Origin of the sequence: Gardnerella massiliensis, from assembly GCF_003408845.1 — a bacterium.
GTDB classification, from domain to species: domain Bacteria; phylum Actinomycetota; class Actinomycetes; order Actinomycetales; family Bifidobacteriaceae; genus Bifidobacterium; species Bifidobacterium vaginale_H.
This window is the reverse complement of record NZ_LRTV01000006.1, coordinates 133,016-148,286: the sequence shown is the minus strand read 5'-3', so window position 1 is coordinate 148,286 and position 15,271 is coordinate 133,016. Positions and strand designations below refer to the sequence as shown.

Below are 15,271 nucleotides of genomic sequence, written 5' to 3'. Positions count from 1 at the left end.
TCAAAACTTGCGTTCGCAAATTAAAGCACAAATTAAAGCACAGCGTTAGCAACGAAATCAAGCAAGAACAGCAAGGAAACAATCCAAAGCATTGGATGAACTTCCTTAGCACGATTCTTGCAAGTCATAACTAAGCAGTACATGATGAAGCCTGCAGCGATGCCGTAAGAAATGGAGTAAGAGAACGCCATAAATACAGCAGCAAAGAATGCTGGAATTGCTTCGGAAATATCGTCCCAAGCAATCTCCTTCAAAGAGCTTGCCATCATGCAGCCAACAACCACAAGCACGCCAGCAGTTGCTGCAGCAGGAACTGCAGAAGCAAAAGGCGCAAGAACAATAGAAAGCGCAAAGCACACGGACACAACCACAGAAGTCAAACCAGTGCGACCACCAGCACCAATACCAGCAGCAGACTCTACATAAGTAGTGGTGTTAGAAGTACCGCAAATTGCACCAACGGAAGTTGCAATAGAATCAGCGAACAAAGCACGATCCATCTTAGAACTGAAACCGGAACCATTCTCCAAAGCCTTCTCATCAGCCTCGGAGAAAATACCAGTGCGACGGCCGGTACCAATAAAAGTACCGAGAGTGTCGAAAGTATCAGACATGGAGAATGCGAAAATAGTTACCAAAACAAGCGGCAAACGAGAAGGATCAGCAAACAAAGATGCAAAACCCTTATCGCTAAAAATAGCGCCGAAAGTAGTTGGAAGCTGGGCAAAAGCGTCAGTAACAGACACTGCATTGTTCAAAGAAGTCAAGCCCAAAGGAATACCAATTAAAGAGGTTGCAATAATTGTAATAAGCAAGCTTGCGCGAACTTTAAGAACGGTAAGAACAATAGCAAAAAGAAGTCCAATAAGGAATAACCAAAGCACAGGGTTATTCATAACGGCAAGACCTGGAATAGCAGCAGTTGGTTTACTCTTTGCAGCGGCGGCAGGATCCTTGGAAGTAAAAGTAATCAGACCAACGCTCATCATGCCAACATAAGCCACAAATAAACCAATGCCACCGCCGATTGCGTGTTGTAACGAAGTCGGGATGGCACGAATAATCATTTTACGAATCTTGGTAACGGTAATAATAATGTTAATTAAACCGCACAAGAACACCATGCACATGGCCTCTTGCCAAGTAAAATGCAGACCGAAGCAAACTGTGTAGGTAAAGAATGCGTTAAGACCCATGCCGGCAGCCTGAGCGTAAGGCACGTTAGCAAACAAGCCCATAACAAGGGTACCAATGATTGCTGCAATGATTGTAGCGAGGAAAACGCCACCTTTAGGCATTCCAGTTTGGCTTAAAATCATTGGATTTACGACGATAATGTACGACATTGCGAAGAATGTAGTGAGACCTGCAGTGATCTCCGTTGATACATTCGTGCCGTTTTCTTTGAGATGGAAGAACTTTTCCATATACTCTCTGTTCCTTGGTTTTACAGCGCAAAAGACCAGAAAAGCGCAGCGAAAGCACTTGAGCAATCGCGGACGCAATTACATTTGGGCATTCACGCAGAGGTTACTGCGACTCGTCGGAAGAACGAAGGCACCACAAAATCTCACATAAAATCATGAAAATTGCGAAACCCTTGAACAACCGAACAGCTCTGACCTTACGCGCACGTGCTGACCAACGCACCAAGGTAAAAATGTTAAAAATTCGGCAAAACAGCTGAAAAAACAACGCAAAACTCAGCCAAAACGACCAGAAATATAGCGTTCGGCTTCGGCATTGCGCGGATTGTTGAACATAGTCGTAGTGTCGGCAAAGTATTCCAGATGCCCCGGCTGGCCAACAGCCTTCAGATTGAAGAACGCCGTGTAATCAGCAACGCGCGCGGCCTGCTGCATGTTATGCGTCACAATCACAATCGTGTAGTCACGCTTAAGCTCGTTAATCAAATCTTCTACAGCCAATGTAGAAATAGGGTCGAGCGCAGAGCAAGGCTCATCCATAAGCAGCACTTGCGGATGTACTGCCACCGCGCGCGCAATGCAAAGTCGCTGCTGTTGTCCGCCGGACAACCCAATACCCGGCTTATCTAAGCGATCCTTAACTTCATTCCACAAGTTCGCGCCTCGCAAAGCCCACTCAACTAAATCGTCGGCGTCCTGCTTAGCAATCTTGCGATTGTTTAAACGCACACCCGCAAGTACATTCTCACGAATCGACATAGTTGGGAACGGATTAGGTCGCTGAAAAACCATGCCAACATCGCGACGAACTGCCACTGGATCCACATCCTTGCCATATAAATCGTGGCCTTCAAGCAGCACCTGACCTTCCACGCGAGCGCCTAGAGTGATTTCGTGCATGCGATCCAGAGTGCGCAAAACCGTTGATTTTCCGCATCCGGAAGGACCAATAAAAGCCGTCACTTTATTTGGCTCAATATTAATATTTACGTCCTCTACTGCGAGAAAATCACCGTAGTAAATATTCAAATGCTTCACGTCAATACGTTGGCCCATTTTATACTCGCTTTCTAAAATCTTTCGTTTTGCTTTACTTCATCTTGCTTTGTTTTGCTTTACTTCACTTTTAGCGCAATTTACTTTGCCTTCACCGCAAATATGCGAGCCACCACGCGTCCAATAATATTTAGCAGCAACACCACCACAATCAGCGCCAAAGCCGCAGCCCACGCACGTTCCATTGGAATTGACGTGACGCAAGAAGCCGGCGCGTTAGCTGGACAATTCGCAGAAAGTTTGGAATATTCCTGGTAAACGTACACCGGAAGCGTCGTCATCTGTCCGTCAAACAAGTTGAAATTCGTGGAAGCAATAAAACCAGCAGCCATAAGTAACGGCGCAGTTTCACCAATTACGCGAGCCACCGCAAGAATACAACCAGATACAATTCCCGGAAGCGCAGTGCGCAACACAATTTTCGTAATCATACGCTGCTTAGTTACGCCCAAAGCCAAAGCCGCCTCGCGCAAATCGTTCGGCACAATTTTTAACATCTCTTGGGAAGATTTCACAACCGTTGGCAACATAAGCAGAGAAAGTGCTACGGAACCTTCAAAACCGTTAATAGTACCGGGTCCAGCAAGAAGCGCAAACATAGAAAACGCAAACAAGCCGGCAACAATCGACGGAATACCACTCATCACGTCAACTAGCAGATTAATTATGCGAGCTACTTTGCTACCGCGAGCATACTCAATCAAATATACGGCACACATCAGGCCAACCGGAATCGAAATAACCATGGCGCCCAACGTAATTTCAAACGTACCAATAATAGCGTGCAAAACACCGCCATAACCGCCAGTACCTGTAGCGTTACCGCCAACTACGTACGTCATATTATGCGTTAAAAAGTCAAGATTTAAGCGCTTAATACCGTGCACAATAGTAGTGAATAACAGCGAAGCAAGCGGAATAACCGCCACCACAAACGACAAGAAAATCAGCAAACGCATCAAAAAATCTTTACGCTTACGCGCAGCAATCGAAGAACGCGTTGGACGAAACTTATCAAAATCTATAACCGGAGCCGCCTCAGAGACAGCAGCACGATCACGCTGATCAACCATATTACGCATCCACCTTCTCAGTAATCTTTCGAGCGACAAAATTCACAGCGAAAGAAATAACAAACAACACCAAGCCGGTTGCAATAAGCGCACTCACGCCAAGTCCGTTCGCTTCCGGATATTGCGCTGCAATATTTGCGGCAATAGTTTGATTTTGAGAAGCCTTGAAAATATTGATCCCGAAAGTAAATCCAGGAGACAAAATCATCAAAACTGCCATCGTTTCACCCAAAGCACGGCCCAGGCCAAGCATCGAAGCCGACACAATACCCGACTTTGCAAACGGCAGAACAGCTAACTTAATCATCTCCCACTTCGTAGCACCCAAAGCCAACGCACCCTCCTGCTGCAAACGCGGAGCCTGCTGGAAAATATCGCGAGCCATCGAAGTAATAATCGGCAAAATCATAACTGCCAAAACTAAGCTAACTGTTGCAGCACTTCTGGAAGGATTTGCCGCAGGTCCAGCAAACAACGGAATCCAGCCAAAAACTTTAGAAACCCAATCCCAAAAAGGATACATTGCTGGCACAAGCACCAATCCGCCCCACAAACCATAAATTACGGACGGAATCGCAGCAAGCAAATCAACCACGCCACTTAGCAGCGGAACAATTTTTTTAGGAGCGTAATACGAAATAAATAGAGCAATTCCAATTGATACGAAAAATGCGAACAGCAGCGCGAGCGCAGACATAAGCACCGTGCCGAAAATAAGAGGGGCCACGTAGCCTATAAAATCGTGCGCTTTCCCGCCGGTAAAGTCGGAAAATACACGATTTACCTGCACTTGGTCCCCGCTTATTAGCGGCCAAGCACGAAACAGCAGGAACAGTGCAACAGCAGTAAGCACCAGCAAAATCAGCATGCCACAGCCTGCAGCCACGCCTTTAAAAAGGCGGTCTGCAATATGGCTGCCAGCATAATTCCTGCTATTTTTCTCAGAAATTTGGGTAGCTTCGTTTGCACTATCCGCAGCTGCTTTCGCATTTTTCGTAGAACTCAATCATGCTCCTTTATAACTAATATTTTTCATAATATCAGTTACGAAAAGTTTTTACTTTTTATTTTTACTTTCCGATTTTTATTTTTTACTTTCCAGTTTTAATCGCTTGAATTGACTTACTAACTTTGCTTACCAAATTTTGCGGAAGTGGAGCCGTCCCAGCGGCGGAAGAAGCAGCATTCTGACCTTCCGCGCTAGTTACATAGCCAAGCCAAGACTTCACAAACTTAGCAGTTCCAGAATCCTTATAAACCGGGCAAGAAATATCGTAAGAAACCAGCACAATTGGGTACGCACCCTTAGTTTGCGTATTATGATTAATTTTCATAACAATGCGGTTAGGATACTTTGCAGAGATATCAGAGTCAATCTCGGAATCAGCCAAGGTTTGCGAAGCTGCTTCAGGAGAAATCTCATTATAAGTATCCCCCACCTTCACAGCAACAGTACCAAGTTTACCAACTTGCGAAAAATCAGCGTAACCAATAGCACCGTCAGCCATGCGAACCGTTGACACAACGCCGGAAGTGCCTTTAGCACCTTGACCGACGCTATTCGGCCAATTTTCAGAAAGATCATGCGACCAATCGTCCGGAGCTGCATCCTTCACATAGCTTAAGAAGTTTTGCGTTGTGCCGGACTTATCGGAGCGGTGAACAACCGTAATTGGAGTGCTAGGAAGTTTTAGCTTAGGATTTTGCTGCTTAATAGCGGCGTCGTCCCAACTTGTAATCTTGCCGTCGAAAATTTTAGCAATCGTAGAAGCGTCCAAATTAATATGCTTACCAGCGTCCGAAATGCCTTTCAGATTAAAAATAATCGCAATTGGAGAAACGTACACAGGCACGTCGAAAGCTGTAGTACCATTTGCGCAAACCGACTTTGACTTTTCTACCTCGTCGTCGCTTAACGATTTATCAGAACCAGCCCAGGCAGTTGCTCCCGTCATAAAAGTAGTAACGCCAGCTCCAGATCCGGTTGGATTGTAAGCAATTTTTACACCACTGTTTTTGGCTTGGAATCCTGCGATCCACGCTTCTACTGCAACCTGCTGCGAAGAAGCACCGGAGCCTTGGAAATTGCCGGAAATTTTTGCATTCTGTGCGCCAGCTGCGTTGTTGTTGTCTGCAGGAACGTTGTCGCCGCAAGCAGCGCAAGTTGCACACAAGCCGAAAGTTAGTGCGGCCGCAGCAATGCTACGGAACTTAAGTGCGCTTTTATTCATATTAAATTTATTCATATTTGACTTATTCATATTGTTACGCATATTCTTCTTTCCTTTCGCGAAGAATTGCCTTGCGCCCCACCACATTTTCGCGTTCCTATAGCCATATTTGCGAATTGGGCGCATTCTTTTAATTAATCCCTATCTTTTTTTATTAACGCAATCATCATAAATAGGTGGGTAAAACCGCACCGGCAAAAATAAAGTGGGTACTAAAAATGGCGGTATTTGTCGCTATATTTGACGCGACTTAAGCAAAATGAAGGTCGGCGACCGCCTCAGCGTGTCGAAATGTCACAAATTGCGGAGAATATTTACCGTAATTTTTGCAGCAGTGTCCGCATATTCGGAAATGTCGAAAGTGTGGAATTCCTCGTATTTTGTATCCGCATTGTCACTCATTGCGCGCACAACCAAAGCAGGAACGTCGTTACGCGCAGCCACATGCAAGACGGCAGCGCCTTCCATTTCCACAGCATCGGCTTGAGTAGCTGCAATTACTTCCGCAACTTTTTCTGGCGAATCAACAAAATAGCCACCGGATGCAATCGTTCCAGCAATATGCATAATTTTCATATCGGTAAGCACTTTGCTAGCTACGTTAAGAAGATAATCATCCGAATGAAACTCGCTTGCAAACGGCTTCCATTGACCGATTAAACGCATATCGGTATCGAGATATTTTACAGTTTTTCCAAGAACAACATCGTTCGTATGCAAATTTTTATTAAGATTTCCTGCAATACCCGAAAAAATTACGGCTTGGGGATTGTATGCGTCAATAAGATATTGCACAGTTGCAGCAGCATTTACTAAGCCCATTCCGCCAACCGTAGCCGCGACTTCGATTTTGCTGCCATTCGCCGAGTCGAGAGTACCGCAAGATACATCAAGGCTTGCAGACTTATCGTGAGTCACGTTTTCAAGCGCGCTAGCAATATGCGCAACTTCCTCCTCTAAAGCGCCAACAATAGCAACTTTAGTAATATCAACTTTCGTAAGTTTTTCAATATTAGACATTAACAGAATCATCCTTTTTTACTTCGCCACTTACGCATTTATCGTTATTCTTAACCAAAAACACGCACACTAAAGTCATAATAACAAAAGTTAAAGTAGCAATCTTCAGCAATGCGCCACACGTAAAATCAAACCAAGGATTCGTAATAGGAACGTTGAAAAACGCAATAATTTGATCCTGCAAGGCAAGAAAAGCGAAAAATCCAACTATAAGAAGCACACAAACTAAAGTGCCAACGATACGACGCCACCCGCGAGCAAAAATAAGCAAAACGATTCCAGTTACAAACGGCATAAAAACACTAAACCAAAATGCAGAATCCGCCACAAGCGTATACCCAGCACTATGAGTGCCACGATACCACGCAAAAGCAAGCAAAATGACACCAGTTGCAATCAAAGCAAACAGCACATATTTCACAATCGGAAACGCTTTACACGCAAAACCTTTATTCGCTTTATCTGCTTTATTCGCTTTATTCAAGTCTTTGCTACACATTTCAGCACACTCCCTTGTACACAAAATAACGCAAAAATAGCCGGCAAATACAGTAAGAAATATAAGCCGAGCAGAAGTAAATTGGGATTATATTACTACAATCTCTAATATCTAATCTCTACGGCGTGTTGCAACAGATTTAGCTAAAGTTCTTAGCAAATCGGCAGTATCTTCCCAAGAAATACAACGATCCGTAATAGACTTGCCGTACTCAAGCTCGCTAAGAGGCGCAGGATCCTGATTACCACCCTGCAAGAAGCTCTCCATCATAACGCCCTTAATGCCCTGCTCGCCAGCAGCCAAACGATCCGCAATCTCGCGCACAACCCCAATCTGACGACGCTCATCCTTGCCAGAATTACCATGCGAACAATCCACAACCACGCCATTAGAAGCCACACAACCAGTGCCCAAACGCAAACGAATCGAAGCAACAGCAGAAGCAACTGACGCAGCATCATAATTCGGGCCCTTACTAGAACCGCGCAAAACCACGTGACAATCCGGGTTACCAAGAGTCTGCACAGCACAAGCGCGACCAAGATGATCAATACCAAAGAACGTATGATGCTGGCTCGCAGCCAAACAACCATTCACAGCCGCAGAAACAGAACCATCCGTAGCATTCTTAAAACCAACAGGCATAGAAAGACCACTAGCAAGCTGACGATGAATCTGAGACTCAGTATTACGCGCACCAATCGCACCCCAGCTCACAGCATCCGCAATAAACTGAGGGCTGGTCGGCTCCAAAAACTCAGTAGCAGCAGCCAAACCAGAATCCAACACGCCGAGCAAAGTCTTACGCGCAAGTAATAAACCCTTATGAATATCATGCGTGCCATCAATATCCGGATCGTTAATCAAACCTTTCCAGCCAAGAGCCGTACGCGGCTTTTCAAAATACACGCGCATAACAATAAGAAGCTCATCTTCAAGCTCCGAACGCAACTTAGCCAAACGACTCGCATAATCAAGAGCAGCCTTAGGATCATGCACAGAACACGGGCCAACAATAACCAACAAGCGATCATCGTCGCCATTCAAGCAACCACGAATCTCATCACGCGATTGCGCAACAATATCCTGCGCATACGGCGACAACGGCAACTCGCCAAGCACCTGAGCAGGAGTCGGCAGCGGCTCAAGCTCAAGCACGCGACGGTTGATAATGCGATCCACACCAACCTGGTCCTCCCAGCGCTGGAACTTCGCAGAATTAAGAGGGTTACGTCCCTCCTCAACTTCCTTCTTTACCGCGCGAGAAGTACGCTGCTCAGCTGTAGAAGCCATTTGTTCACCATCCTATAAAAACAATGCCTGGTGTGGTCGGTGCGCGTTTTTAGAACGCGCACCGCCGCGCTTGCGCGAAAAGCACCCCGTGCTTTTCGCAAATAGCAAGCGCGGCACTCTCGTGTAGGCTAATTTCCTAATGAAATTAAACCAAGCCAAATACACACCAAAACCACATCCGGTCGGGTCCGTTTGTGCCATTTAACGGCACAAACGGCCGCGCTCACACAAAGAGTCCACCGGACTCTTTGCAATAAAGTGAGCGCGGCACTTTGGAGTAGCTTGAAATCCTAATGATTTCAAGCTAGGCCAAATGCACGCCAAACAAAAACCCAAAAATAAACAAAACCCACCTGATGGGGTCGGTGCGCGTTTTTAGAACGCGCACCGCCGCGCTTGCGCGAAAAGCACCCCGTGCTTTTCGCAAATAGCAAGCGCGGCACTTTGGAGTAGCTTGAAATCCTAATGATTTCAAGCTAGGCCAAAGTGCCCATTGGATCCCATGCCGGTAATACTATTGCTGGCTCTTCCAGTGCCTTGCGATATTCCTCAGGAAGCATATTCTTTGGCACCGCAACCTCGTACACGTACTCAGTAAACCAATCGTCGCTCATCGTAAAGTAACCCTTGTCCGCAATATCCGCGCCCCAAGAGTTCTCCACACGCCAACGACGAGTGGTCGTACCATCATCAGCAACATCCACACCAGCAAAAGCCATAGCATGATTCATCGCAGAATCAGCGAAACGCACGCGCGCTTCCTTATCCAAGTCAAAATCAACGCCATACACACGACCATACTCAAACAAATCCGTAGCCCAAGCACCATTCTCACGATCCATCATCGGATGGCAATCAGCACCGAACCAAACCGGAATACCCTGCTCAACGAGAACCTTACGCACGCAATCCTTCATAAACTGATTAGGTACGTTCAAATACTCGGTCGCATCTCCGCCAGCAACATTTCCCAAATGCTCAATAGCAATCTTCTTACCCTTTGGATGCTCAGCACGAGGATCGTCAACCAAGCACACGTAATCCTCAAGACCAGCGTTCACATACTTCTTCCAGAACTCAACCGGCGTAATCTCACCATCGCGATGGAACTTGCCGTCTTTATCAGTCCACTCCCAGTCGAAACTCTTAGGCGGCTCACCCAAATGAATCGTCAAAATCCTGTGACCTGCAGCAGTAGTTTGCGCAATAATCTCATCGATTTCAGTAGCATTCGCATACATGTGAGCCACAGCAGTGTGCAAAAGCGCGCGCAACTGCGTATTCATAACATCAGTACTCATAGAAGAAGCAGTCTCAGGGAACAAATCCTTCGGCACAGCACCATACTTCTTATAAACGTTCATAGCCATCGTCCACTGGCCACCATCGCCCATAACCTCGTGCAACAAATGCTGCACAAGTCTAGAATCAGAAGGCTCACCAGCGCGAACCAAAGCCGCAACATCCTTCAAGAAGTAATTAATACGCTCAAGCTTGTCATAATACATGGCATAGTTCTGAGAAAACTCAAATTCCTTCAAACCAAGCGACTTTTTAGCAACAAAACGAGCCACATTCAACGAACTAAACAACCAGCAGCGACCAGAATGATCCTGATGCGTAGCGTCGCCATTATCAACAATCGTCGAAAAACGACGCTGCAACAAGCGAGCGCGGTCGTAATTGCGAGCAACCTTATCAATGCCAGCAGCAGTTACGCCATTCATCGCCAAACGATTCCACGGATTTGCATCAAAATCTCCACGCAAACCCTGCAATGCTTCGTCAGTTAAAGCAGTAATCTCAGTCACTATGCTAACCTTCCTTTGAATCTTTAGTATCCTATTTTTCAATTTTCTTATTTGGAACGTATCTCACTGTACACATGAGCCGTAAACATACGATAACGCTAACACTCTCGTGCTAGCGTTACCAATATTTTCAATGCTACTACTCTACGCCACTACTCTACGCTACTACTCGTCCTCACCCTGAGCATCCTCAGCCTCAGACTCAGCCAAAGCAGCCTGAACATCACGCTGAGCCTGCTTAGCATCCACAGAAGACTGCGCAGCAGCGTCATCAGTATCGTCAACATTCTCATCCACACCCGCATTCTGCTGAGTCTGCTGAGCGTCACCAAAATCAAATCCCGAGAACGCATTAGCAAACAGCGAGCGCAATTCCGTAACGCGCTGCGTAATCGTCGCCTCGCGATGCTGCAACTGGCTCAATCGCGCAGTCATACCATCCAGCTCCTGCTGAGCAGCAGCCCTGCGCTCTTCAACCTGCGCAGTAGCATCCTGCATAGCCTTACGCACAATATCTGCAGCTTGATCGTCAGCAGCCTTATGCGTTTGAGCAGCGTAATCGTCGGCCTCCTGATGCACTTCCTTAGCACGCGCAACCAAAGCATCCGCCTCTTCCTGCGCAGCACTTTCCTTCTCTTTCAAACCAGAAAGCAGAGCGTCAACCTTCTTAGTAGCTTCTTCCTGCTGAGCCGCAATATCCGCACGAATCTGCTCAACTTCCGCACTAACCTGGCTTAATGTGCGAGTGCGCTCAACTTGAGCGTCGTCCGCAATTTCCTGCGCTTTAGCCGCAGCTGCATCCGTAATTTCGCCAGCCTTACGTTGTGCGTCAGCCATCATCTTTGAAGCATGTTCGCGCATATCCGCTAACTTTTTGTTTGCTTCCGCAAGAGCAGACTCAATCTGATCGTTCGTTTCCGCCTTAGCGCGCGCAATCTCCTCATTCGCCGCAGCACGCTGCTCAGCAATCTTCTGAGCTGCATCCGACTTAAGTTGCGCAATGTTACTTTCCTGCTGAGCGCGCTCCGAAGCCATACGCTTCGTATGCTCCTCGTGGGCATTTTGCAAAGCTAACTCCGCCGCATCTCGCTGCGCTTGCACGTCTTTCGCAGTCGTATCGCGCAAACGAGCCGAATCCTCCTGAGCTGCCTGCATCATTTGCGTAGACTTTTTGGTAGCATTTGACAGCATAGTATCGGCTTTAGTTTTAGCTTCCTGCATTAAGTGAGCTGCATCGAGCTTAGCGTTGTTCAGAAGCGTCCCAGCCTGAGCCTGCGCATTCTTCTTAATTGACGCAGAATCTTGCTTAGCACGCTCAAGTAATTGGGCACTCGTCTGCTCTGCCGAGGCCAACAGCTGCTGCGCGTTTGCACCCAAAGACGCAAAAGTAGTACCGCTTTTCGCGCGCTTCACGTTATTTTTTTCTTCCTGCAACTGTGCTTGCAATTGCAGAATAGACTCATCGCTAGAACGCACCTGCTCACGCAATCGTGAAATAGTACGCTCATAGTTTGCAAAGGCTTCATTTACCTTGTCTTTATCGTATCCACGCAGCGCGGTTGGGAATAAATCCGCTACCATAATGTTCCTTTCCAAGCCCCCACACAGCTACCTCAACACGCTGTGCATACACCATCAGCATCAACGCTATCACTTACACATACAAAACACTCGGGCGTGGCGCACGTTTTTGCGAAGCTCACACAAACATCTTAAGCAGCAGCAAAAAATGCAGTAAAGAAAAGGGACGTTTTACAGTAAAAACAGAACGTTTCACAATAAAAAACAACCGCTCCGAAGTACGTAAGCTAACCTGACTTACCGCAACACACGCTACTCAAGCAACAAACCATGCGAGGAAGGTTTCACATAGTATCGCGCAGCCTCACGCACAATATCCTGTCCAGCTTCAATTTGCTTCTGCAAAGGCAAACCGCAACGCGCTTTCCCCACAGCAACTGGAGGAAAACTGACAAAGCCGGCGAGAACGTTGCGAGATTGCCCAGAAGCCCAATTAAGTAGCTGATAGAACAGTGAATTACACACGTATGTTCCAGCGTCTGAACTTAAAGTGGATGCTATACGATCGTGCGCGAAACATTGCAAAATCTTTCTTAACGGAAGACGTGTCCAATACGCAGCCGGACCTTCTTCCACAATTTTTGTTCGCTCCGGACGGCTATTGTCAGCATCCGGCTTATTGGTATCTATAACATTCGTCGCGCAACGCTCAAGTAACACACCGCGCGCAGCATGCTTTACCCCAGTCGCAATCACAATATCAGCCTGTTCGCGTTCAATAGTAGCCAACAATTCAGGCCAGGCGTTAGCGAAACTAATAGGTAACGCGACGGAAGTAACGTGAAGCAACACGTCATCCGAAGGTTGCATAGTGGCAGCGTTTTCACTATTGGCAAGCGCGTGCGATACTTCGTAGGATGGATTTACTTCCAAGTCTTCGTACGGACCAAATCCTGAAATTACCACATTGATGCGTTGCATGTTCCAGCCTTAACTTTCCGCTTACTTTATTTCGTAACTTTATTTCGTAACTTTATTTCGTAACTTTATTTCGTAACTTTATTTCGTAACTTTATTTCGTAACTTCGTGCTAACTGATTACTAATTATCTTTCACAATAAGCGCTAAAAGCCTACCTTCATGCGTTTTTCCGGCGAGCGCCGCGCGACGATGCGAGTACCACAAAGGATTTTCCAAAGTACACATTGGATTGCGCAGATCTTGCAAACGTTCCTTCAAAACGGCACCTTCACCATCCACCTGGCAAATCGTACGCAACTCCTCATCGTCAGACAAGTATTGCGTTGCGGCCGTAACACGCGGTAACGCATCAACAATATCCGTCACTCCCGCGAGCGCTAAATCTATGCGCGCAGCTTCAGCAATATCAATACCCAAACCTCCAAAACGTGTTTTCGTAACCGTCTGCGGGTATCGTCGTTCGAAGTCAAGCGCAATGTCCTCACCAACTTCGTAACAATCACCGCAAATGCAAGGACCTAGCACAGCAGCAATACGCGAAATTTCAGCACCTTTTTTGCACATAGCTTCAATTGCCGAATCAAGCACTCCTGCCATTAAGCCTTTTCGCCCACAATGCGCTGCAGCAATCACTCCTGCTTGATCGTCAGCAAGTAAAACTGGCAAGCAATCCGCAGCAAACATACCCAACGCCAACGAGCAAGCCGTAGTAACCTGCGCATCTGCCTCAATCCTCACGTCAGCATGCGCGAAACCGGTGGCATCGAAACCATAGGCGCTATTCCATGAATTCACTGCACTATCGGCGTCAAACACTTCCTTACCGTGGACTTGAGCAACAAGTGATAAATCTGCTTGCAACGCACGTTGTAAAGCTGCACGGTTGCTAGCTACCGCTTCCGAACTATCTCCAGCTCGACCGCCTAAATTGAGCGAAGCGAAGCTGCCTTCGGAAACGCCGCCCAATCGCGTCGTAAACACTGCACGCGTACGACTGCCCAATGCTATTGGAATAGTTACAGGAATGGGCAAGCCTTCTTTGTCTTCGTGCGGAAGTGGCATACCGGTTACGCTTGTTTGCTGCATATGTTGCTTTCTTTCTGTATTACTTTGTGTATTACGTTCGGCAATGATTTTTTGGATTAGTAAAGATTACTTAAGATTACTTAAGATTACTTAAGATAAGCTAATTCTTCGTCACTTAAGTGCAATTCGGAAGCCTTCAAACTATCCAAAATCGTAGCCGGCCTGTGCGCGCCAGGAATAACAAACACATGCTCGCCCTTTGCAAGCTCCCACGCAAGCACAACCTGCTGGTAGCTTACTCCATGAGCCTCAGCTACTTTGCGGAACGGATCAAAAAGATGATCGTCATACGGGTGGCGGAATCCTCCAAGCGGACTCCAGCAAACAAAAGCAATACCAAGCTTTTCGCAATGCTGTAACGTATCCTCATTTTCCAAGTGCACTGGCGAATACTGGTTTTGCACTGCAACAAGCTTCTCACCTAATATTGCACGCGCAATGTCAATCTGTTCTACAGAAGCATTGGAAATACCGATTTCGCGGGCCACACCCTCGTCAAGCAACTGTTGCATTGCTTCAATAGATTCGTTATATGGCACTTCAGGATCCGGACGGTGGAAATACAGAAGATCAATTGTGTCAACACCAAGAGCCATTGCCGACTCTTTCGCGTGCTTGATAAGATGCTCCGGCTTGCCATCCTTGCCCCACGTTGGACGACCGTCGGTAAAGTTGCGGAAATGACCAACTTTAGTAGCCACGAGAATAGAGGTTTTGTCGCCCTTCCAGGTGTCCAACGCTTCTCGAACTAATTTTTCGCCGGTTTGTTCTTCGCCACCAGAGCAGTAATACGCCCACGCCGTATCGATATGTGTGCAGCCGGCGTCAAGAGCTGCGTGAATAGTTTCGATACCCGTATCGTGACCGAGATTATTTTCGATAGTTAACGGCATCTCACCAAAGCCAATAGCCGTGGTGTTAAACGAGCCTATTGCACGATTCATAACCATATATGCCCCCTGTTTTGTAGACGATTCGACTGTTACGTCGTTTGTTACTTTACTACGTTGTTACTTTACTACGTTGTTACTTCGTTCTTTATTGCTTACGTTACTTCGCGACCATCGCAAACGCGAGCACTAACGAAATATATTTTATTGCACAGATTGAATATAAGAAGTGTTTCTCACCTTGCGTTGCTCACCTTACGTTGAATATAAAAGTGCCCCCTGCGCAAACGCACAGTAGGGGCACTTCGTAAAGTAATGACTATTCGACTTAATTATTCGACTTAGGCAACAATATTCATTACTTAATTAAGTTTGAGCGATTA

At 46.6% G+C, this 15,271-nt stretch carries 13 protein-coding genes; all 13 read right to left on the bottom strand.

Annotated features, from left to right (window positions below):
* Positions 1 to 32: 32 nt before the first annotated feature.
* The 13 genes from AXE77_RS03880 to AXE77_RS03820 all read right to left on the bottom strand — a co-directional run bounded on the left by AXE77_RS03880 (position 33) and on the right by AXE77_RS03820 (position 14,948).
* A complete protein-coding gene (locus tag AXE77_RS03880; RefSeq protein ID WP_116712226.1) occupies positions 33 to 1,427 on the bottom strand; it encodes an NCS2 family permease in 1,395 nt (464 codons plus the stop codon).
* A gap of 276 nt (positions 1,428 to 1,703) precedes the next feature.
* Positions 1,704 to 2,483, bottom strand: coding sequence for a phosphate ABC transporter ATP-binding protein PstB (gene pstB / locus AXE77_RS03875; protein ID WP_116712225.1), 780 nt, complete (start codon positions 2,481 to 2,483; stop codon positions 1,704 to 1,706).
* Between the two features lie 80 nt (positions 2,484 to 2,563).
* The gene (gene pstA, locus AXE77_RS03870) at positions 2,564 to 3,556 is read right to left on the bottom strand and encodes a phosphate ABC transporter permease PstA (protein WP_430886649.1); all 993 of its coding nucleotides are present in this window, start codon (positions 3,554 to 3,556) and stop codon (positions 2,564 to 2,566) included.
* Between the two features lies 1 nt (position 3,557).
* Positions 3,558 to 4,505, bottom strand: coding sequence for a phosphate ABC transporter permease subunit PstC (gene pstC, locus AXE77_RS03865; protein ID WP_116712293.1), 948 nt, complete (start codon positions 4,503 to 4,505; stop codon positions 3,558 to 3,560).
* Between the two features lie 142 nt (positions 4,506 to 4,647).
* Positions 4,648 to 5,874 carry a phosphate ABC transporter substrate-binding protein PstS gene (pstS, locus tag AXE77_RS03860; protein ID WP_116712223.1) on the bottom strand — a complete coding sequence of 409 codons (1,227 nt, stop codon included), beginning with the start codon at positions 5,872 to 5,874 and terminating at the stop codon, positions 4,648 to 4,650.
* Positions 5,875 to 6,081: 207 nt separating this feature from the next.
* A complete protein-coding gene (mtnN, locus tag AXE77_RS03855; RefSeq protein WP_116712222.1) occupies positions 6,082 to 6,807 on the bottom strand; it encodes a 5'-methylthioadenosine/S-adenosylhomocysteine nucleosidase in 726 nt (241 codons plus the stop codon).
* The gene (locus AXE77_RS03850; protein WP_116712221.1) at positions 6,800 to 7,306 is read right to left on the bottom strand and encodes a hypothetical protein; all 507 of its coding nucleotides are present in this window, start codon (positions 7,304 to 7,306) and stop codon (positions 6,800 to 6,802) included. The genes mtnN and AXE77_RS03850 overlap by 8 nt, the downstream gene beginning before the upstream one ends.
* Positions 7,307 to 7,417: 111 nt before the next feature.
* A complete protein-coding gene (locus AXE77_RS03845) occupies positions 7,418 to 8,599 on the bottom strand; it encodes a 3-deoxy-7-phosphoheptulonate synthase (RefSeq protein ID WP_116712220.1) in 1,182 nt (393 codons plus the stop codon).
* A gap of 476 nt (positions 8,600 to 9,075) precedes the next feature.
* Complete coding sequence (locus AXE77_RS03840) at positions 9,076 to 10,410, bottom strand: C1 family peptidase (protein ID WP_116712219.1); 1,335 nt, start codon at positions 10,408 to 10,410, stop codon at positions 9,076 to 9,078.
* A gap of 165 nt (positions 10,411 to 10,575) precedes the next feature.
* Entirely contained in the window at positions 10,576 to 11,991 is a 1,416-nt protein-coding gene (locus AXE77_RS03835) for a cell division protein (protein ID WP_116712218.1), read from the bottom strand.
* A gap of 252 nt (positions 11,992 to 12,243) precedes the next feature.
* Positions 12,244 to 12,912, bottom strand: a complete 669-nt coding sequence (locus AXE77_RS03830) for a pyroglutamyl-peptidase I (RefSeq protein ID WP_116712217.1) — start codon at positions 12,910 to 12,912, stop codon at positions 12,244 to 12,246.
* Positions 12,913 to 13,032: 120 nt separating this feature from the next.
* On the bottom strand, positions 13,033 to 13,998 hold the full coding sequence (locus tag AXE77_RS03825; RefSeq protein WP_116712216.1) for a purine nucleoside phosphorylase YfiH/LACC1 family protein: 966 nt from the start codon (positions 13,996 to 13,998) through the stop codon (positions 13,033 to 13,035).
* A gap of 86 nt (positions 13,999 to 14,084) precedes the next feature.
* Positions 14,085 to 14,948 carry an aldo/keto reductase gene (locus AXE77_RS03820; protein WP_165846054.1) on the bottom strand — a complete coding sequence of 288 codons (864 nt, stop codon included), beginning with the start codon at positions 14,946 to 14,948 and terminating at the stop codon, positions 14,085 to 14,087.
* Positions 14,949 to 15,271: the final 323 nt, after the last annotated feature.